Source organism: Lelliottia sp. JS-SCA-14, assembly GCF_035593345.1.
GTDB classification, from domain to species: Bacteria; Pseudomonadota; Gammaproteobacteria; order Enterobacterales; family Enterobacteriaceae; genus Enterobacter; species Enterobacter wanjuensis.
The window spans coordinates 4,205,551-4,224,241 of the sequence record NZ_CP141606.1 but is presented as its reverse complement, the minus strand read 5'-3'; the positions used below and the strand labels follow the sequence as shown (position 1 = coordinate 4,224,241).

Annotated in this window: 16 protein-coding genes; 11 read left to right on the top strand and 5 right to left on the bottom strand. The window is 56.1% G+C overall.

Annotated features, from left to right (window positions below; all coding sequences use genetic code 11):
* Positions 1-3: 3 nt before the first annotated feature.
* The 4 genes from pflB to U9O48_RS19640 all read left to right on the top strand — a co-directional run bounded on the left by pflB (position 4) and on the right by U9O48_RS19640 (position 5,134).
* A complete protein-coding gene (pflB, locus tag U9O48_RS19655) occupies positions 4-2,298 on the top strand; it encodes a formate C-acetyltransferase (protein WP_285145792.1) in 2,295 nt (764 codons plus the stop codon).
* 152 nt (positions 2,299-2,450) lie between these two features.
* Positions 2,451-2,861, top strand: coding sequence for a Spy/CpxP family protein refolding chaperone (locus tag U9O48_RS19650; protein ID WP_282491765.1), 411 nt, complete (start codon positions 2,451-2,453; stop codon positions 2,859-2,861).
* Positions 2,862-3,192: 331 nt separating this feature from the next.
* Complete coding sequence (locus U9O48_RS19645) at positions 3,193-4,641, top strand: SIR2 family protein (protein WP_324723056.1); 1,449 nt, start codon at positions 3,193-3,195, stop codon at positions 4,639-4,641.
* On the top strand, positions 4,634-5,134 hold the full coding sequence (locus U9O48_RS19640; protein ID WP_285145790.1) for a TIR domain-containing protein: 501 nt from the start codon (positions 4,634-4,636) through the stop codon (positions 5,132-5,134). The genes U9O48_RS19645 and U9O48_RS19640 overlap by 8 nt, the downstream gene beginning before the upstream one ends.
* A gap of 77 nt (positions 5,135-5,211) precedes the next feature.
* Here the strand turns inward: U9O48_RS19640 and U9O48_RS19635 are convergent, their stop codons facing one another.
* Complete coding sequence (locus U9O48_RS19635) at positions 5,212-5,913, bottom strand: pirin family protein (RefSeq protein ID WP_285145789.1); 702 nt, start codon at positions 5,911-5,913, stop codon at positions 5,212-5,214.
* A gap of 104 nt (positions 5,914-6,017) precedes the next feature.
* Here U9O48_RS19635 and U9O48_RS19630 point away from each other — a divergent pair, with 104 nt between their 5' ends.
* From U9O48_RS19630 to U9O48_RS19600, 7 genes are all read left to right on the top strand, one after another.
* Complete coding sequence (locus U9O48_RS19630) at positions 6,018-6,917, top strand: LysR family transcriptional regulator (RefSeq protein ID WP_282491757.1); 900 nt, start codon at positions 6,018-6,020, stop codon at positions 6,915-6,917.
* A gap of 180 nt (positions 6,918-7,097) precedes the next feature.
* Positions 7,098-7,565, top strand: a complete 468-nt coding sequence (locus tag U9O48_RS19625; RefSeq protein ID WP_282493425.1) for a MarR family winged helix-turn-helix transcriptional regulator — start codon at positions 7,098-7,100, stop codon at positions 7,563-7,565.
* Positions 7,565-8,632, top strand: a complete 1,068-nt coding sequence (locus tag U9O48_RS19620; protein WP_324724418.1) for an HlyD family secretion protein — start codon at positions 7,565-7,567, stop codon at positions 8,630-8,632. The genes U9O48_RS19625 and U9O48_RS19620 overlap by 1 nt, the downstream gene beginning before the upstream one ends.
* Complete coding sequence (locus U9O48_RS19615) at positions 8,622-9,689, top strand: DUF2955 domain-containing protein (RefSeq protein ID WP_285145788.1); 1,068 nt, start codon at positions 8,622-8,624, stop codon at positions 9,687-9,689. The genes U9O48_RS19620 and U9O48_RS19615 overlap by 11 nt, the downstream gene beginning before the upstream one ends.
* 69 nt (positions 9,690-9,758) lie before the next feature.
* Positions 9,759-11,432: a hypothetical protein gene (locus U9O48_RS19610; RefSeq protein ID WP_324723055.1), complete on the top strand. Its 1,674-nt coding sequence runs from the start codon at positions 9,759-9,761 to the stop codon at positions 11,430-11,432.
* Between the two features lie 226 nt (positions 11,433-11,658).
* Positions 11,659-12,633: a hypothetical protein gene (locus U9O48_RS19605; RefSeq protein WP_324723053.1), complete on the top strand. Its 975-nt coding sequence runs from the start codon at positions 11,659-11,661 to the stop codon at positions 12,631-12,633.
* Complete coding sequence (locus U9O48_RS19600) at positions 12,630-13,703, top strand: glycoside hydrolase family 88/105 protein (protein ID WP_324723052.1); 1,074 nt, start codon at positions 12,630-12,632, stop codon at positions 13,701-13,703. Before U9O48_RS19605 ends, U9O48_RS19600 begins: the two co-directional genes overlap by 4 nt.
* A gap of 356 nt (positions 13,704-14,059) precedes the next feature.
* Here U9O48_RS19600 and U9O48_RS19595 read toward each other — a convergent pair whose 3' ends face one another.
* The 4 genes from U9O48_RS19595 to xapA are packed head-to-tail and all read right to left on the bottom strand — an operon-like array spanning position 14,060 to position 18,409.
* The gene (locus U9O48_RS19595; protein ID WP_324723050.1) at positions 14,060-15,328 is read right to left on the bottom strand and encodes a DUF445 domain-containing protein; all 1,269 of its coding nucleotides are present in this window, start codon (positions 15,326-15,328) and stop codon (positions 14,060-14,062) included.
* A 47-nt stretch (positions 15,329-15,375) separates the two neighbouring features.
* Positions 15,376-16,311: a LysR family transcriptional regulator gene (locus U9O48_RS19590; RefSeq protein WP_324723049.1), complete on the bottom strand. Its 936-nt coding sequence runs from the start codon at positions 16,309-16,311 to the stop codon at positions 15,376-15,378.
* A 20-nt stretch (positions 16,312-16,331) separates the two neighbouring features.
* The gene (tsgA, locus tag U9O48_RS19585; protein WP_324723048.1) at positions 16,332-17,531 is read right to left on the bottom strand and encodes an MFS transporter TsgA; all 1,200 of its coding nucleotides are present in this window, start codon (positions 17,529-17,531) and stop codon (positions 16,332-16,334) included.
* Between the two features lie 44 nt (positions 17,532-17,575).
* Complete coding sequence (xapA, locus tag U9O48_RS19580) at positions 17,576-18,409, bottom strand: xanthosine phosphorylase (RefSeq protein ID WP_324723047.1); 834 nt, start codon at positions 18,407-18,409, stop codon at positions 17,576-17,578.
* Positions 18,410-18,691 lie beyond the last annotated feature (282 nt).

Genomic DNA, 18,691 nt, shown 5'->3' with positions numbered 1-18,691 from the left:
CTCATGAAGGTAAATATCGATATTCGTGTCGCTCCCTACAGCGACGCGTGGGCCGGCTTTTGCGGTAACGACTGGCAAGAGAGCATTAACGTGCGGGATTTTATCCAGCATAACTACACGCCGTACGAGGGTGACGAGCACTTTTTAGCGCCCGCGACGCCTGCCACCACGGCGCTGTGGCAGAAGGTGATGGAGGGCATTCGTCAGGAGAACGCCACCCATGCCCCGGTCGATTTCGACACGAACGTCGCCACCACTATCACTGCCCACGGGCCGGGCTACATTGAGAAAGAGCTGGAAACCATTGTCGGCCTGCAAACGGACAGCCCGCTGAAGCGCGCCCTGCATCCGTACGGCGGGATCAACATGATCCGCAGCTCCTTTGAAGCCTATGGACGCGAGATGGATCCGCAGTTCGAATACCTCTTCACCCATCTGCGCAAGACCCACAACCAGGGCGTATTCGACGTCTACTCTCCGGAGATGATGCGCTGTCGTAAATCCGGCGTGCTCACCGGTCTGCCGGACGGATACGGACGTGGACGCATTATCGGCGACTACCGCCGCGTGGCACTGTACGGCATCAGTTATCTGGTACGCGAACGTGAGCTGCAGTTTGCCGATCTGCAGCCGAGAATGGAGCGCGGAGAAGATCTCGAGGCGACCATTCGCCTGCGCGAAGAGCTGTCCGAGCACCGCCGCGCGCTGCTGCAAATCCAGGAGATGGCGGCCAAATACGGGTGTGATATTTCTCGTCCGGCGATGAACGCCCAGGAAGCGGTGCAGTGGTTGTACTTTGCCTATCTGGCGGCGGTGAAATCCCAGAACGGCGGGGCGATGTCCCTGGGCCGCACGGCGACCTTCCTCGATATTTACATCGAACGCGACATGAAGGCCGGACGCCTGAACGAGCAGCAGGCGCAGGAGCTGATCGATCACTTCATCATGAAGATCCGCATGGTGCGCTTCCTGCGTACCCCGGAGTTCGACACCCTGTTCTCGGGCGATCCGATCTGGGCTACGGAAGTGATCGGCGGGATGGGGCTGGATGGCCGCACGCTGGTCAGCAAATCCTCGTTCCGCTATCTGCACACGCTCAACACCATGGGGCCAGCGCCGGAGCCGAACCTGACGATCCTCTGGTCGGAACAGCTGCCGATTGCCTTCAAAAAATATGCCGCGCAGATGTCGATCGCGACCTCCTCGCTGCAGTACGAGAATGACGATCTGATGCGCGCTGATTTCGACAGCGATGATTACGCCATCGCCTGCTGCGTCAGCCCGATGGTGATCGGCAAGCAGATGCAGTTCTTCGGGGCGCGCGCCAACCTCGCCAAAACGCTGCTGTACGCAATCAACGGCGGGGTGGATGAGAAGCTGAAAATCCAGGTCGGCCCGAAAACCGCGCCGCTGCTGGATGACGTGCTGGATTACGACACCGTGATGGCGAGCCTCGATCACTTTATGGACTGGCTGGCGGTGCAGTACATCAGCGCCCTGAACCTGATCCACTACATGCACGACAAATACAGCTATGAAGCGTCGCTGATGGCGCTGCACGATCGCGACGTCCATCGCACCATGGCCTGCGGTATCGCGGGCCTGTCGGTGGCGGCGGATTCTCTGGCGGCGATCAAGTACGCCACGGTGAAACCGGTGCGCGACCACACGGGCCTGGCCGTCGACTTCGTGATTGAAGGGGAGTATCCGCAGTACGGTAACAACGACGACCGCGTGGACAGCATCGCCTGCGATTTGGTTGAGCGCTTTATGAAGAAAATTCAGGCGCTGCCAACCTATCGCAACGCCGTGCCGACCCAGTCGATTCTGACCATCACCTCGAACGTGGTGTACGGTCAGAAAACGGGGAATACCCCGGACGGCCGCCGCGGTGGCACACCGTTTGCGCCGGGTGCGAACCCGATGCACGGGCGCGATCGCAAAGGGGCGGTGGCGTCGTTAACCTCGGTGGCGAAATTGCCGTTCACCTACGCCAAAGACGGGATTTCGTACACCTTCTCGATTGTGCCGCAGGCGCTGGGCAAGGACGAAGGGGTCCGCAAAACCAACCTCGTCGGCCTGCTGGACGGGTACTTCCACCACGAGGCGGCCATCGAGGGCGGGCAGCACCTGAACGTCAACGTCATGAACCGGGAAATGCTGATGGATGCCATTGAACATCCAGAGAATTATCCGAACCTGACGATCCGCGTATCAGGCTATGCGGTCCGCTTTAACGCCCTGACGCGCGAGCAGCAGCAGGACGTGATTTCACGAACCTTTACCCAGGCGATTTAAGCCAACACCTGTGAACAGGCCCCCTTCTTAGAAGGGGGCTTTTTTTTGCCCGCTGAACATACAAATTTGTTTATATAATTGATCACACATCTTCATCCGGTCTTGAAAAACAATGCCCCTGCTTTTCCCTACCACCATTTAAGGACAGTAAGATGATGAAAATGACCCGAATTGCCCTGCTCGCCGCCACCCTCGCGGGTTTTAGTTTTGCGGCTCAGGCTGCAAACGTTGAGGCTGCACCGTCCCCTTCGCAAGATCCGCTGGTTCAACATCTTAAGCTCAGCAACGATCAGGTGAAGAAAATTGAAGATCTGCACCAGAAACTGGAAGACAGCGTCAGCAAGATCCCGATGACCGGCGTGAAAGATGGCGCGCTGATTGATATGTTCCAGTCCGGAAAATGGAACGAAAGTGTGGTGAAAAACCAGCTCGCGGCTTTCAGCAAAGTGGAAGAGCAGGCGCGTTATTACCGTGTGAAATACTACTTCGATGTCAGCCAGGTGCTCACGCCGGAGCAGCGTAAGCAGATCAAAACCGATATGGCGAATGCGCTGAGCGAGTGATCCGATGCCCGCGCTTGTCGCGGGCGTTTTGTTATGTCTAATTGTTATATTAAACTCTCTGTTTTTTCGTTATTAATATTATCAATTTAAATTTACGCTGATTACGTTATCTGAATAATGGAATTAATAGCGGGTTAATTGGAAATATTGTGATGCTTTAGTGTGTTAATGTTTCCAATATTATTGTGAATAGCACTTTTTCCTAAAAAAATACATCTCCCCATTAACTTATCAGCTTTACAGTAATGAGAAGTGCAAGTACGCTATCTTGCTTTCGAGATTAATCTCCAGATATTTATCAAAATATAAATTGATAGTTCAGAGGTTTTTTGTGAATAGAGATAGAGAAGCATTTATTAAACATGTGGTAAAAGAACTTCAAGAAGAAAATTTAGCAATATTCGCAGGGGCCGGTCTATCTGCTGGCGGAGGTTTTGTAAGTTGGCCTGAATTATTAAGACCGATAGCTGAAAAACTGGGGCTAGATGTTGATAAAGAACATGATCTTGTGACTTTGGCACAGTTCCATTGTAATTCAAATGGTAATAATAGAAGTCAATTGAACCAACGACTCATAGAGGAGTTTGCCAGGGATGCTGTGGAAACTGAATCGCATAGAGTGTTGGCAAGATTACCAATTAGTATATATTGGACGACAAATTATGATTCATTGATTGAGAATACTTTAGTAAAGTCAGGGAAAGTACCTGATGTCAAATACACCAAAGAACAATTAGCAGTTACTATATTCAGACGTAATGCTATTGTTTATAAAATGCATGGCGATAAAGCACACCCAAATGACGCTGTATTAACAAAAGATGATTATGAAAGATATCATATTAAAATGAACCAATATCTTTCGGCTTTGAAAGGTGATTTGATTTCTAAAACATTTATATTTATTGGATTTAGTTTTACAGATCCGAATCTTGATTATATTCTTAGTCGAGTGCGTGTAGCATACGAAGATAATCAGCGAAGACATTATTGTTTTATTCGCTCCATAAAACAAAAGAAAGATGAACCTGCGGCGGATTTTAAATATAACTGTAGAAAGCAAGAACTTTTCATTTCAGATTTAAGCCGGTTTAATATCAAAACGATATTGGTTGATGAGTTTAGTGAAATCGAAGAGTTACTGCTTCTCATTGAATCAAATTATAAAAAGAAAACACTATTTGTATCTGGTGCAGCGCATGAATTTGGCCCCTGGGGAGAAGAGCAGTCACATAAATTCATTGCCCAATTGAGCGCTGGTTTAATAAAAAATGGCTGCAAAATTGTATCTGGTTTTGGGCTCGGAGTTGGAAGTTCTGTTATATGTGGAGCATTAGAAGAAGTATATATGAAACAGGGGCGACAAATTCAGGAGCAACTTCTTTTAAGACCATTTCCACAGCCGTCTAAAACACAAAATTTTTCTGCACTGTGGACGCAATATCGCGACGATATGATTGCACATGCAGGATTTTCTGTTTTTTTGTTTGGAAATAAAATAAGTGATCAAAGCTTATTACCGTCCAAGGGTATGTGGGAAGAGTACGAAATATCAAAATCAAAAAATAACATCGTTATTCCTGTAGGGGCTACTGGATACGTAGCTAGAGATATTTGGGAAAAGGAGGTTTCAATTTTCAAAGAGGAAAATGTGAAAGATGATATCTTTTATGATTTATTTATTAAGTTAGGGGATGAAAAATCATCCCCTGATGAAATTTTATCAAATACATTGCGAATTATAAAATATTGCATTGAAAAAGGTGACTTACATGGCTAGAAAGTGTTTTTTTAGTTTTCATTATCAACCTGATAACTGGCGTGTTTCACAAGTCAGAAACATTGGTGCGATCGAAGGAAATAAACCGGCGAAAGATAATGATTGGGAAGAAGTTGTCGGGGGAGGAGATAAGGCGATTAAAGAGTGGATCTCTAATCAAATGTCTGGAAGAACCTGTACAGTCATTCTCGCAGGGGAAAACACAGCTAATAGGAAGTGGATCAATCATGAAATAATTGAATCATGGAACAATGGGTTAGGTATTTTAGTTATCTATATTCATAATTTGAAAAATGCTTCGGAAGAGCAATCATCTAAAGGTAAGAATCCACTGGACTTTATTACTCATGGTTCCACAGGAAAAAAATTATCAACTATTGCGAAGGCATATGATCCGCCATATTCTGTTAGCACAAATGTGTATAATTATATTGCAGAGAATATTGAAGACTGGATCGATGAAGCAATTAAGATTCGCAAAGATAATGACTGAGTTAAGTAATCAAGATAAATAAAATTTTTTATATTTAAGCAATAATCCGGGCCGACAGTAGTTGGCCCGGATAAAAATCACACCGGCAAATCAATCAGCAGCGCGCGCAGCGGGGTATCGGCGACCAGCGTAATGTTCGCTTCATCGCGGATAAACGCGCCGTCGCCGCAGGTGAGCGCTTCTTTCTCTTCCGCGTGCGTCAGAGCATGCACCGTGCCGTGGATAGATTGCAGGTAGGCTCGCGGCCCGTGGAGCTGGAAGCTCGCCTGTTCACCTTTTTTCAGCTCGATATGGTGCAGCCACACCTGCTGGCGCAACTGCAGGCTGCCGTTGCTGCCATCCGGCGTTGCAATCAGCTGCTGCTTATCGCCGCTCAGATTGATCTTCTGCACCAGCGGATTTTCCCGCTCCGGGCAGGCATCCAGCCACAGCTGCATGCGGGTCAGCGTCTTATCTTTGCTGAGGTTATGTTCGCTATAGCTAATGCCGGGCTGCGTTGAAATCAGCAGCGCTTCGCCCGCCTTCGCCTGGACATGATTGCCCTCGCTATCGCGATATTCTGCTTCACCTTCCAGTATCAGATTCAGGATATCCACTTTCGGATACGTGCGGGGCTGGAAGGAGGCACCCGGTGCGAGCACTTCCTGGTTCAGCACGCGCAGTGAGGCGTAACCGAGCAGTTTTGGGTCAAAGTAGTGTCCAAAGGAAAAGGTGTAGCGGGCCTGCAGCCAACCGAAATCGGCTTGTCCGCACTGTTTTGCTGTTCTTGTCGTAATCATAAAACTGACCTCTCTTTACACTAAAACAATGGTAAAGGTATGGACGCTTCATTGTTAGCCAGATATTCTGCCCGGTATGTTCAAATTTCCTGAATGAGAACCAGATGGCAAAAGAGAGAGCATTGACGCTTGAGGCGCTGCGCGTCATGGACGCGATAGACCGGCGTGGCAGCTTTGCCGCTGCGGCTGACGAGCTGGGGCGCGTTCCGTCTGCCCTGAGCTACACCATGCAGAAACTGGAAGAAGAGCTGGATGTGGTGCTTTTCGACCGTTCTGGTCACCGAACAAAATTCACTAATGTCGGGCGCATGCTGCTGGAGCGCGGCCGCGTTCTGCTGGAGGCGGCCGATAAGCTGACCACCGACGCCGAAGCCCTGGCGCGCGGCTGGGAAACTCATCTGACGCTGGTCACCGAAGCGCTGGTGCCGACATCGGCGCTGTTCCCGCTGGTGGATCGTCTGGCCGCGAAAGCGAACACCCAGCTCTCCGTCATCACTGAAGTGCTGGCGGGCGCGTGGGAACGCCTTGAGACGGGCAGGGCGGACATCGTGATCGCCCCTGACATGCACTTCCGCTCCTCGTCCGAAATCAACTCGCGCAAACTGTACAGCGTCATGAACGTCTACGTCGCCGCGCCGGATCACCCGATCCATCAGGAGCCGGAGCCGTTATCCGAAGTGACTCGCGTGAAATATCGCGGCGTGGCGGTGGCGGATACTGCCCGTGAGCGCCCGGTGCTCACCGTACAGCTGCTGGATAAACAGCCGCGACTGACGGTGACCTCCCTCGAAGACAAGCGTCAGGCGCTGTTAGCGGGCCTGGGCGTGGCGACAATGCCTTATCCGTTTGTGGAAAAAGATATCGCCGAAGGGCGGCTGCGCGTAGTCAGCCCGGAATACACCAACGAGGTGGATATCATCATGGCGTGGCGTCGCGACAGCATGGGTGAGGCCAAATCCTGGTGTCTGCGCGAAATCCCAAAACTCTTCGCACACAATAAGTAGCTTTTGTAGGCCCGGTGGTTCTTACCGGGCCTACAATGGCGATTTTTCCCCCTCTCCCTGCGGGAGAGAATAATAGCGGGCACCGTAAACCAATTCGCAATTCCTGCTCTTTCCCCGCTCGTTTCTTGATACTTACCCTGATAACTATTATCTTGCTTGCGTGTGATGAGAGGAGTTCCCGTGAGCGAAGAAGATCTGTTTTGCCGCAGGCCGATGGGGATGCGGATGGCGATGATCGTGCGTCAGTGGCGCGCGGTGATTGATGACGCCATTCTTGACACTGGCCTGACGCAGTCGAGCTGGACGGTGATGATGCAGCTCAAATCACTGGGGGATAACGTCTCGGTCAGCGAACTGGCGGAAGTGCAGGGTATCGAACTGCCGCCGCTGATGCGCACCCTGACTCAGCTGGAAAAACAGGGCTATCTGCTGCGCGCCGTGTCACCTTACGACAAGCGCATCCGGCTGCTCACTCTCACCCCTGAAGGCAACGCAATCCTGGACACGCTCACCCGCGTGATTGAGAATTTTCAGGAACGCGTGTCGCACAATATCGCGCCGGAACATCTGGAGATTTTCAGCGCAACATTAAATCAAATCGCCTGCAATTTGCGGTCAATCCGCGAAGAAGACAACAAGACCCAATAATAATGACTCCTGAACAAAAGTTTGCCCGCTGGGTAAGGGTGAGTATTGCCTCTTTCCTGCTGATGTTTGTCTATTTTATCGTCGCGGATATCTGGATCCCGCTGACGCCGGACTCCACCGTGATGCGCGTGGTGACGCCGGTGTCGGCGCGCGTCTCCGGCAATGTCGCGGCGGTGTACGTCCACAACAACAGCCAGGTGAAAAAGGGCGATGTGCTGTTTGAACTCGACCCGACGCCGTTTCGCAATAAAGTCGACGCCGCCCAGATCGCGCTGGAACAGGCCCGGCTCTCTAATCAGCAGCTGGACGCCCAGATCGTCGCCGCGCAGGCCAGTCTGAAAACGGCGCAGCTCACCGCCCGCAACGATAAAGTGACCTTTGATCGCTACCAGCACCTGAGCACCCTGCAGAATGTCTCGCAGGCGGATCTGGATAAAGTCCGCACCACCTGGCAGAGCAGTGAACAGTCGGTGGCGAATCTGAACGCCAGCATCCATAACCTGCGTATCCAACGCGGGGAGCAGGATGAACATCGCAACGTGACGCTGAAAAAATACCGCAATGCGCTGGAAGAGGCGGAGCTGAACCTGAGCTGGACGAAGGTCTACGCCCTGGCCGACGGCACCGTGAGTAACGTCCAGCTCAGCCCCGGTTTTTACGCCTCGTCGGGCTCTGCCGCGCTGGCGCTGGTGAATAACCAGACCGATATCGTCGCCGATTTTCGTGAGAAAAGCCTGCGCCATACCCATCAGGGCACCGACGCCGCGGTGGTGTTTGACGCCTTCCCGGGCCGCGTTTTCCGCGCCCATGTGACCAGCAGCGATGCGGGTATTTTGGCCGGACAGGAAGCGGTTAACGGCGAGCTCTCTGCGCCTGAAACGTCAAACCGCTGGGTGCGCGACGCGCAGCGCATGCGCATTCACATCGCGCTGGACGAAGATCTGCCGAAACATTTACCGACCGGCGCACGCGCCACAGTGCAGCTGTATAACAGCGAAGGGCCATTCGCGCGCTTCTTCTCCGGGCTGCAAATCCACCTCGTCAGTTTGCTGCATTATGTCTATTAATACGCTTGCGCGGGTCTTCACCCCGCACGGCAACATCGTCTACACGGCCAACGACTTTCGCCAGACCCTGCGCATCGTCTTTGCCGGGATGATTGCCCTGAGCATTTCGACGTTTTACAACACCAGCTACGGCGTGTTTTACGTTGTCTATCCGATCATGCTCCTGTCGCTGGTGCCGGTGTTTAACCGCCACGTGGCGAAGCAGTTCGTGTTCAGCGCGTCGCTGAACTGCATCGAAATGGTGATTATCATCGGCTATCTCTCGCAATGGCCGCTGATCATGACGCTGGTAGTGTTCGCCCTCTACGTGATGCGTTTTCGCTTTATGAGCCAGGGGCCGCTGTTCCTGTTTGGCTCGATGGGCGTGGTGTGCCAGAGCGTGATGCTCAATTTTATGAGCTACCCGACGACCAACTGGCACACGCTGCTGTTTTCGAACGTCGAGGCCAGCATTATGGCGGTCTGTTTAAGCGCGCTGATGAACTACCTGCTTCCGGACGTCGAACCGCGCAAGCCGCCGCCGCTGATTGAGAAAAACGCCGCCCGCGTGCGCCACGAGTCCTTACTTTCCGGCACCGTGGCGACAATGATTTTTGTCGTCTTCCAGATAAGCGATCTCAGCGATTCCCTCTCGGCGCTAATGGCGGGCGTGCTGATCCTCTTCCCGATGCACTATCGCGGCGCGGTGATGAGCTCCCTGTGGCGCGTGGTCGGGGTGATCCTCGGCTGTCTGTACATTCTGGTGATGCAGCTGGTGCTCTACGATCACAGCAGCCACATGCTGCTGATGATGCCGCTGATTGGCCTCGGGCTGGCGTTTGGCGCGCGGTTGCACGTGATGGAGAAGGTCGGCGCGGGCGTGGGTTTTGCCAGTATCACCACCATCGGCATCATGTTTGGCCAGAATATGCATCCCGACGGCGACCTGGTGTTCAGCGATCTGTATCGCATCGTCTCTGTGACGGTGGCGCTGGTCTCCACCCTGACCCTGGTGTTCCTGGTGCATCTGTTCCTGAACCTTTTTGAGCCCACGCGCTACGTCATTCGCGAGCCCTGACACACCCTTTTTCTGCGTTCTGTGCTATCACTGTCGGCCGGTCAATGGGGCGACAAAAGGAGCAGAGAGATGTGGGAGACGAGGGCACTGGAGCTCAATAATCAGGCGTACTGGAACTGGGAGAAGGCCTGCGAGCTGGTGGAATACGCCGTCGCGCATGATTTTAATACGGTGATTGTCGGGCAGGTGGATCTGTTCGACATGCTGGTTTCGCCAAAGGGTTACACCCCCCTTCAGTACAACGATCGCCTCTCCAGCCAGCAGCGCGCCCGCTGCGTCTATCTCAATCGCCTTGGAAAATTGTGTCAGCAAAAAGGGCTGCGTTTTTATCTCCAGGCCAAAGAGTTCAACTTCCCGACGGATCTGCTGCTGGCGCACCCGCATCTGTTCGAGCCGGGCCACGGCGTGCGCTTTGACGTCGATTTCTGGTGTGCGTATCTGAGCGAGAAAGTGTCGCTGATTTGCCAGCGCATTCCGGCGCTGAGCGGCCTGCTTATCGCAATTTCCAATACCGACGGTCTGCTGCCCATCTCGCGCCCGAACTGGGAGCTGCAGGCGGACGACAACGCCCGGATCCCTGAGCGCGATGAGCGCAGTTTTGCCCTCTACAGCCGCTGCTTTAACACCCTTTCCCGCGCGATGCAGAAAGAGAACAAACATCTGGTGCTGCGCGTGTTTCCGGCGGGCAATCACGATCTCGGCAACGTGCTGGAGGCGATCCGCCCGTTGCCCGAGAGCGTCAGCGTTTCTATCAAGATGACGCCCGAGCGTTTCTGGCCGTCATTCCCCAACAATCCGGCGCTGCTGGCGGTGCGCGAGCGCGAAGTGTGGGCGGATATCGATCTGGTGGGCGAAGAGGTGGGCTGGGGCATTTTCCCGTTCCCGCGTATCGACGAGCTGCAGGGCCGCCTGCTGTGGTGTCGCAGCAATCCGGCGATCCGCGGCGCGGTGTGCAAAACCAGCTGGGAAGGGGTTGATAACCACTGGGTCATGGGCACCCTGAGCGAGTGCAACCTGGTGGCGTGCAGCCGGATGCTGGCGAACGATGGGGCGCATCTGTCGCGCGATCAGCTCCTGACCTACTGGCTCGACGAAAGCTACGGCTGGCGGCCCGAACCGCCAGTGTTCGAAGAATTCACCGCTCTGCTGGAGCAGGCCGGGCAGGTGCTTTACAGCGCGATTTACGTCCGCGACCACGTGTTTCATCGCCACAGCCAGGTGCCGGAAAGCTACGGCCAGGCGGTATGGAGCCTGTACGGGCAGCTCAACCGCAACCACTGGCTGCCGGGCTCGGAGCGCGATATCTCCTTTAACGCCAGCGACGTGGAGACCTCCGCCGCCTGCCTGTCCCGCATCGCCAAAGAGAAAGATGACGCCCGTGACGCCTCCCTGAGCTTACGTGAACAGGCGCTGCGTTTTGCTGAAACCGCTGCGTTCCCGTATGCGCTGAAAAACCGCTGGCTGGAGGAGTGGCAAGGTTTTGCGCTCTACTGTCATCTGTTCCTGCACGCGCAAAAAGCCTTCTTCACCCTGCGCTTTGCCCGAGAGGTGGAAAACAGCTGGAGCATGCGCGAGATCTGCCAGATCAACATTCAGGAGCTTTATCGCAGCGCGTCCGAGATGGAAGACTATTGCACCAAACACGCCGATGCCTCGCCGGGATTGCACGTCCTGTTTGACGCCTCACGCGTGCGGGCGCTGGCGGACAGTCTGGGGGACGAGCTGAAAGCGCTGAAGGGGTGACGCAGTTCACATATTTTGGCGGTTCCAGGGCGTATTCCTGTGATCGCCATCACCTTCAGTTTCTCACTTTCGCCTAAGGCGTGATCCTCATCACGCCGCTCTTCTCCCTCTGGCCCGCTTTGTGAGGGGTCAGGCATATCCCATAAATCCGCCCGATCCGCTTCTCGTTGAAACCCCCACATCCCCTGAAAATAGCCGCCACGAACACAGAAGCAATGAGGGCGATATGTCACGACCATTCACGCAGGGCGAGGCGCTGGGGCGTTTTCAGGTTTCAGCGGCCAAAGCGGAGCGTTTTGCGGAGTTTTACACCGGTGAAGGGGCCGATCCCGCGAGCCGCGAATCCTTTTGCCGTCAGGTGTTTCGCCGCAGCCACGCCGGGCGCGCGATCGATCCGGCGCTGGCGCTGCCCTGCGATGAGGTCGCGGTCGCCGATGAACATGGCTGGTTGGATTTTTCCGGTCATCGCGCGTTGCCGTTTCACATTCAGCGCTGGCTGACGGTGGATCTGATTGCGCCGCGCGAGGGTGAATATGCGTTTCGACTGGGCACCTGCGGCGGCGTGCGAGTTTGGTGTTCCGAGAGACTGATGGCCTGCTTTACGCCGTTTACCCGCAACGCGATGCAGTTTCAGGACGTCCGGCTCGCCCTGCGTCAGGGGGAAAACCGCGTCCTGATCCATCTCGACGAGCTGTTCGAGCGCGACACCTTATGCGGCCTGAAAATGGTGTACATCGACGAACTACCGCTGGGGATGGTTGCCTGCGAAGGGCCTCAGCAGCAAAGCATCCCCGCGCTCCCCGAGCCCGATCCCGAGCGTCTGCTGACGTTAATGGCGCAGAAGGAGTATGGCCCAGAGGCGGATGCGCTGCTCTTGTATGTGCTTAAACGGGTGAGCGCGCGCGAAGAGGGGTCGGTCTATTGCCTGCTCGCGCTGCTGCGGCTCTGGCAAAACCATCGCAATACGTATTTCCCGGAACCCCTGTGGCGCAGAGTCAAATCGACCATTCTGGGGTATCGCTACGGGCCAGACGAACGCGGCTGCGATGTGATGGATTTTTCGAATCATTCCAGCGCCTTTCATGCCGCTCAGTCTCTTGCGGGACAACTCTTCCCCGACGCGCGGTTTATCGCCTCTTCACGGTACGGCCATCAACAACACGCGCTGGCAGCAATGCGCATTAAAGGAGCTCAGGCATGAACAAAGAACCCCTGATGGGCACGCTGGATCGCGTGGTGCGCGGCTTCTGCCGCTTAAAAAATCTCGATGAAGTGGGCGTTGAGGAGGGTTTTGCGATCCGCTTCGAAGAGTGGGAATGGGAGATCGGCGTCGGGCTGTACGGCTTCTGGCGCTATGCCGCGCATCAGCAGGATGCGGCGCTGCAACGGTCGATCCTCGCGTGGTACGAACAGCAGATCGCTAAAGGGCTGCCGGAGATGCAGATCAACACCACCGCACCGATGATCGTGCTGGCGCTGGTGGCGGGGGAGCATCAGCGTGAGGATCTGCTGGCGACGGTGAATGACTGGGCCGACGCCCTGCTGCGCGATCTGCCGAAAACCGAAGAGGGCGGGTTTCAGCACGTGGTGAAAGAGCAGCCCAACACCGGGCAGCTCTGGGACGACACGCTGTTTATGACTTGTCTGTTCCTCGGCGTGGCGGGGATCGTGCTCAAGCGCCGCGATCTGATCGACGAGGCGGGGTATCAGTTTCTGCTGCACACGCGCTATCTCAGCGATCCGGTCAGCGGGCTGTGGTATCACGGCTGGACGTTTGTCGATAAGCACCATTTTGCCGGGGCGTTTTGGGCGCGGGGCAACGCGTGGATCACTGTGGCCATTCCGGAATTTATTGAGCTCATGGGAGAACATCTCGACACAGGCATGCGCCGGTATTTGTCGCAGGTGGTGGCGCGTCAGGTGCGTTCGCTGTGTGACCTGCAGGCGGATAACGGAATGTGGCATACGGTGCTTGACGATCCGCTCTCGCCGCAGGAATCTTCCGCCACGGCGGGGATCGCCTACGGCATGCTGCGCGGCGTGCGAATGGGGATTCTGGATGATTCCGTCAGCGTTCACGCTTTGCGGGCGTTTGATGCTGTGATGGCGCGGATTGACGAGGGCGGCATTGTGCTTGAAGCCTCGCGCGGCACCATGCTGGGCTGGGACATTCAGTATTACTGCGATATCGCGATGGCCCCGGTGCCTTACGCCCAGGCGCTGACGATGTTGTTATTGCTTGAAGTGGAACAGGGGAGCTGGCAGGCGTAATCGCCCGGCGGCGCTGCGCTTGCACGGGCCTACGAAAACCGTCAGCCGAAAAAATATCGTAGGCCGGGTAAGGCGCAGCCGCCACCCGGCAAAAAGACCGCACCAACCCGTAGGCCGGGTAAGGCGAAGCCGCCACCCGGCAAAAAGACCGCACCAACCCCGTAGGCCGGGTAAGGCGCAGCCGCCACCCGGCAAAAGACCGCACCAATCCCGTAGGCCGGGTAAGGCGCAGCCGCCACCCGGCAAAAGACCGCACCAAACCCGTAGGCCAGGTAAGGCGAAGCCGCCACCCGGCAAAAAGACCGCACCAAACCCGTAGGCCGGGTAAGGCGCAGCCGCCACCCGGCAAAAAGCGACTACGGCAGCAGCACAGGTATCTGCGACAGCAAAAACAAAATCAACCCAATCGTCCCGCCGACCAGCGTGCCGTTGACGCGGATAAACTGCAGATCTTTGCCGATATTAAGCTCGATCTGGCGCGACATATCTTTCGCATCCCAGCCCTTCACCGTATCGCTAATATGGCGCGTCAGGAACGCGGCGAAATCCGGTGCCACGCGGTGCGCCGCCTGCTCCAGATGCTCGTTCAGCGAAGCGCGCAGGCTGGCGTCGGCCACCAGGGTTTCACCGAACCACTGGCCCGCCCTGGCGATGCGCTGCTTCACCCGCGAGTCGTCGCTCTGCATATCCGCTTTCAGCCACGCGCGCAGGTCGGCCCACATCTCGCCGAGATAGCGGTTAAACGCCTCGTCATTCTTCAGATAATCTTTGATGTTTTCGGCTTTCGCCGCCATCTCCGGATCGGTTTTCAGGTTGTCGATCAGCTTCAGCGTGGCACGATCGAACGCCTGGCGGATCTGGTGCGTGCGGTCGTGGCTGATATCGTCGAGGATCGCATTCACCGCATCGGACACCAGCTCGGCGCTTTGATCGCCCAGCCATTCGGTCGGCAGCACCATCGCCTTACGCGGATGTTCGGTCTTGAGCCAGTGAACGATCTGCGTGGCGATAAACTCCCGCGTGGTGTCGCGCTGAATCAGGTCGATCAGACGACGAATCACCGCGTCGAGCAGCACCTGATGGCGATTGTTTTTGGTCATGCTCTCCAGCATCGCGGCGCTGGTCTCGGTGAAATCGACTTTATCGATGGCCTTATGCACCGCGCGTTTCAGTAAGCGCTGAATGCGCCCGTCGTCCGTCAGTTCCAGGAACCCGCCCATCACCTGAATCAGATGCTGCCCGACGCGCTGGGCGTTATCCGGCTGGCTGAACCAGGTGCCGATCATCTGCGCCGGTTCGTAGCGGCGGATCAGCGCCACTAACGACTGGGTATCAAGAAACTTATCCTGCACGAACAGGCCGAGATTATCGGCGATCCGGTCTTTGTTGCGCGGGATAATCGCCGTATGGCGCGAGATAAACGGGATCGGCACCCGACGGAACAGGGCGACAACGGCAAACCAGTCCGCCAGCGCGCCGACCATCGCCGCCTCGGCAATAGCCTTCACGCCGCGCACCCAGAAAGTCTGCGGCAGGAACAGTGTGGTCACGAATATCGCTGCGGCAATCAACAGCAGCGACAGCGCCAACAGCTTGGCGCGTTTGAGTTCAGCTAATTTTTCCATAGGGTTAAGGATAGAGCGGAACGCGGGAGGAGTGCAAAAAAGAGCGATCAGTCGCGCAGAGCGTGCAGAAAACGGGTGAACAGATCCGGGAGCGGTTCGTCGTACCACAGAGCGTAAAGATCGGCGGGGATGGTTTCGGCAAGTTTCAGGAACACCACGCCCGGCCAGTGGATCAGCGCGCAGGATTCGGGCAACAGCGACACGCCATTTCCGGTGCTGACCAGCGCCAGCGCGGTTTGCGGCTCAAATACCTGGTGCGTCACCAGGGGTGACACGCCCAGGGAAAGACAGTTGTCGTACACCTGACGGGCGAAATCGCTGTGGGTAAAGGAGAGGGAGATAAAGGCGCGGTCGGCCAGATCTTTCAGGGAGACCGTGGCGTGACGGCACAGGGGATCGCTCTCATGTACCGCGACGCACACCGCTTCACGGGCAATCAGCTGGCAGCGAATTTTGGCTTCGACGTGCGGAATGACGTTGCGGTTGATGGCGATATCAATGGTGCGGGCGCGCAGGGCCTCGGTTTGCTCCTGCTGGCCGAGCTCGTGCAGCGTCCAGTTAACGTCCGGATTGGCCTCGCGAAAGGCTTTCATGCGCGTCAGCAGCGGGCCCCACATCGCGCTGCCGATAATGCCAATGTTGATGTGCTGTTTCTCGCTGCGGCCAATCTGACGCACGTAGTTCAGGGACTGTTCGGTGGCGCTGAGCAGCCGATCCACTTCCGCTTTCAGCACTTTTCCGGCGTGCGTCAGCACCACTTTGCGGCTGGTGCGCTCAAACAACTCCACGCCTAGCAGCTCTTCCAGCTCTTTGATCTGCATGCTCAGCGGCGGCTGGGAGATATTCAGTTTTGCGGCGGCGCGGCCAAAATGCAGCTCATCGGCGAGGGTCTGGAAATAGCGCAGCATCCGGAAGCGAATGCGGCTGTTGGCCTGTGAATCGAGCATGCCGGGCACCGAGAAAAAGGAGGGTGGCGATATCATGCAACCCTCCCTGGAGCCTGTCAAACCGCGACCGCCTCGCCATGATGCAGGCGTTCGGCTCGGCTGCAGGCGATGGCCGCCAGCAATGTCACCATCAGCAGCGCGTAGGCGCAGGTCGAGGCATTCACCGCCCCGTGCAGGCCGTAGCGGCTATTGACCAGCGAGGAGACCGTCGCGAACAGCAGCGTGCCGACGGTGCCGCAGGTGAGCAGGGCGGAGATCAGCGTCGGTGAACTGCGGCTCACCTGCAATGACCCGTAGCTCATCAGGCCGGAGAACAGACCGGAGTTAAAGAAGCCGAACGCGCCGCAGGCAATCAGGATCAGCGTGGTGTTGGCGCTGTTGCTGATAAGTGCGATGGCGACCAGACCAACGGCGGTGCAGATCAGCAGGAAGGTGCGCAGTTTCATCCATTTGACGGTGAACTGGTTGAGGAACAGCCCGGTCGCCTTCGCCACCCAGTAGACGGTGGTGTACAGCGCCGCCTGTTCTGGCAGCATCTGGAAACGCCACTGCAGATAGCCCGGCGTCCACATGGTGAAGATCGGCTCTGCCAGCAGGAACAGGAACAGCGCGCCGCACAGCAGCCATACGGAACGGCCCCATGGCTCGTTGCTGGAAGCTTCCTGATGTTCAGGCTCTGCCGCCACGGTGGATGGGTAACGGCTGCGCAATGTGAGGATCAGCATCAGCACGCCCAGCCCGCCCATGATGCCGTACATGGCAATCCAGCTCGCGCCCATTTTGAATAGCCACGCCAGCAGGAAGGAGAGCGTCGCGCCCGCCAGGCTGAAGAAGAAATCGGTGAAAATCAGGCTCGATGAGCGGCTCTTTTCGTCCGGATTAATACGCACCACCAGGTAGCTGCCGATGGTCATAAAAATCCCGCCGCAGGCGCCGATGATGGCGACCGCTACGCTGAACATGGTCAGCGTCGGGGTGGCGAACAGCAGGGCGCTGATGAGGATCGTCAGCGCGGCGGCGATCACCAGCGGCTTTTGCAGACCCCATTTTTTCATCAGGATCCCACCGAGCATGATCGGCACGAACATGCCGATGTTCATCAGGGTAAACACCTGGCCGATAAAGCTCGGATCCTTATTGAACGCGGCGCACAGCGGGCCGAGGACAATCCCCAGCGTCGAGACCAGCGCGCCGACGAAGTAATAGCTCAGATAGGAAATCGCATTCAGACTGCCGCGAGAGTAGTTTTCTGACATCTGCATTTCTCCTGGCGGGCGCGTGCCCGCCGCTGGACGGGAAGTTAGCGGCAGTTCTTCACGAACTGGCTAATCAGGCGAATAAAATCGTCGGTGACCATCGCCGCGCATTTCAGGGTTTGTTCGTGGGAGAGCTCCACGTCGCTCAGGCCTTCCGCCATGTTGGTGATAGCCGAGACCGCCAGCACTTTCAGGCCGCAGTGGCGCGCGACGATCACTTCCGGCACCACCGACATGCCGACCACGTCGCCGCCCATGTTCTGCATCATGCGGATTTCCGCCGCCGTTTCGAAGTTCGGGCCAGGGTAGGAGACGAATACGCCTTCGTGCAGAGTGATGTTCAGATCGCCCGCGGTGTGGTGCAGTTTTTCGCGCAGCTCTTTGTCGTAGGCATTGGCAAGGCTAAAGAAGCGCGGGCCAAAACGGTCGTCGTTCGGTCCGACCAGCGGCGTGGACGGCATGGTGTTGATGTGATCATTCAGCGCCACCAGGCTGCCCGCCGGGATGTTCGGGTTGAGCGAACCGGCGGCGTTGGTGCAGAACATAAATTCGCAGCCGAGCAGCTTAAAGGTGCGCACCGCGTGGGTCATGATGCCCATCCCGACGCCCTCGTAGAAATGCCCGCGCCCCTTCATGCAGATGAGGTCCACGCCGTGCAGGGAGCCCATCACCACTTCGCCCGCATGCCCAATCACGGTGCTGACCGGGAAACCCGGCAGTTTTTCGTAAGAGATGACGGTTTTGTTGTCGAGCTTATCCGCCAGCACGCCGAGGCCGGAGCCGAGGATAAACGCGATGCGCGGTTTAAAGCCGGGTTTGGCTTTACGCAGGATTTCAACGGCTTCGTATGGGGTGTCATTGATGATGGAATGAGACATGGGAACTCCTGAATGCTTGTGGTGTATATCTGCATTTTGTGGAGGGAGTGATTGGGAATCCAATTGGATAAAGGATGTTATTGATAGCTTTTAGTGAATGGATAGGGTGTGGGTGTACGGATATTCAAGGGGTTAGGAATAACGCCCGGTGGTTTGTGTTGGGAATGACATGAGGGAAGTGTGATGGGGTTTGAGTTTTGCAGCCTCGGTGTTTTGCCGGGCGGCACTGCGTTTGCCCGGCCTACAAAGGCTTATCGTTGCACGGATTGTAGCCCCGGTAAG

Coding starts and splice junctions, on each gene's coding strand:
- U9O48_RS19635 (WP_285145789.1), bottom strand. CDS start 5,913: ATGATTACGACAAGAACAGCAAAACAGTGCGGACAAGCCGATTTCGGT.
- U9O48_RS19630 (WP_282491757.1), top strand. CDS start 6,018: ATGGCAAAAGAGAGAGCATTGACGCTTGAGGCGCTGCGCGTCATGGAC.
- U9O48_RS19650 (WP_282491765.1), top strand. CDS start 2,451: ATGATGAAAATGACCCGAATTGCCCTGCTCGCCGCCACCCTCGCGGGT.
- U9O48_RS19595 (WP_324723050.1), bottom strand. CDS start 15,328: ATGGAAAAATTAGCTGAACTCAAACGCGCCAAGCTGTTGGCGCTGTCG.
- U9O48_RS19600 (WP_324723052.1), top strand. CDS start 12,630: ATGAACAAAGAACCCCTGATGGGCACGCTGGATCGCGTGGTGCGCGGC.
- xapA (WP_324723047.1), bottom strand. CDS start 18,409: ATGTCTCATTCCATCATCAATGACACCCCATACGAAGCCGTTGAAATC.
- U9O48_RS19590 (WP_324723049.1), bottom strand. CDS start 16,311: ATGATATCGCCACCCTCCTTTTTCTCGGTGCCCGGCATGCTCGATTCA.
- pflB (WP_285145792.1), top strand. CDS start 4: ATGAAGGTAAATATCGATATTCGTGTCGCTCCCTACAGCGACGCGTGG.
- U9O48_RS19615 (WP_285145788.1), top strand. CDS start 8,622: ATGTCTATTAATACGCTTGCGCGGGTCTTCACCCCGCACGGCAACATC.
- U9O48_RS19640 (WP_285145790.1), top strand. CDS start 4,634: ATGGCTAGAAAGTGTTTTTTTAGTTTTCATTATCAACCTGATAACTGG.
- U9O48_RS19605 (WP_324723053.1), top strand. CDS start 11,659: ATGTCACGACCATTCACGCAGGGCGAGGCGCTGGGGCGTTTTCAGGTT.
- tsgA (WP_324723048.1), bottom strand. CDS start 17,531: ATGTCAGAAAACTACTCTCGCGGCAGTCTGAATGCGATTTCCTATCTG.
- U9O48_RS19610 (WP_324723055.1), top strand. CDS start 9,759: ATGTGGGAGACGAGGGCACTGGAGCTCAATAATCAGGCGTACTGGAAC.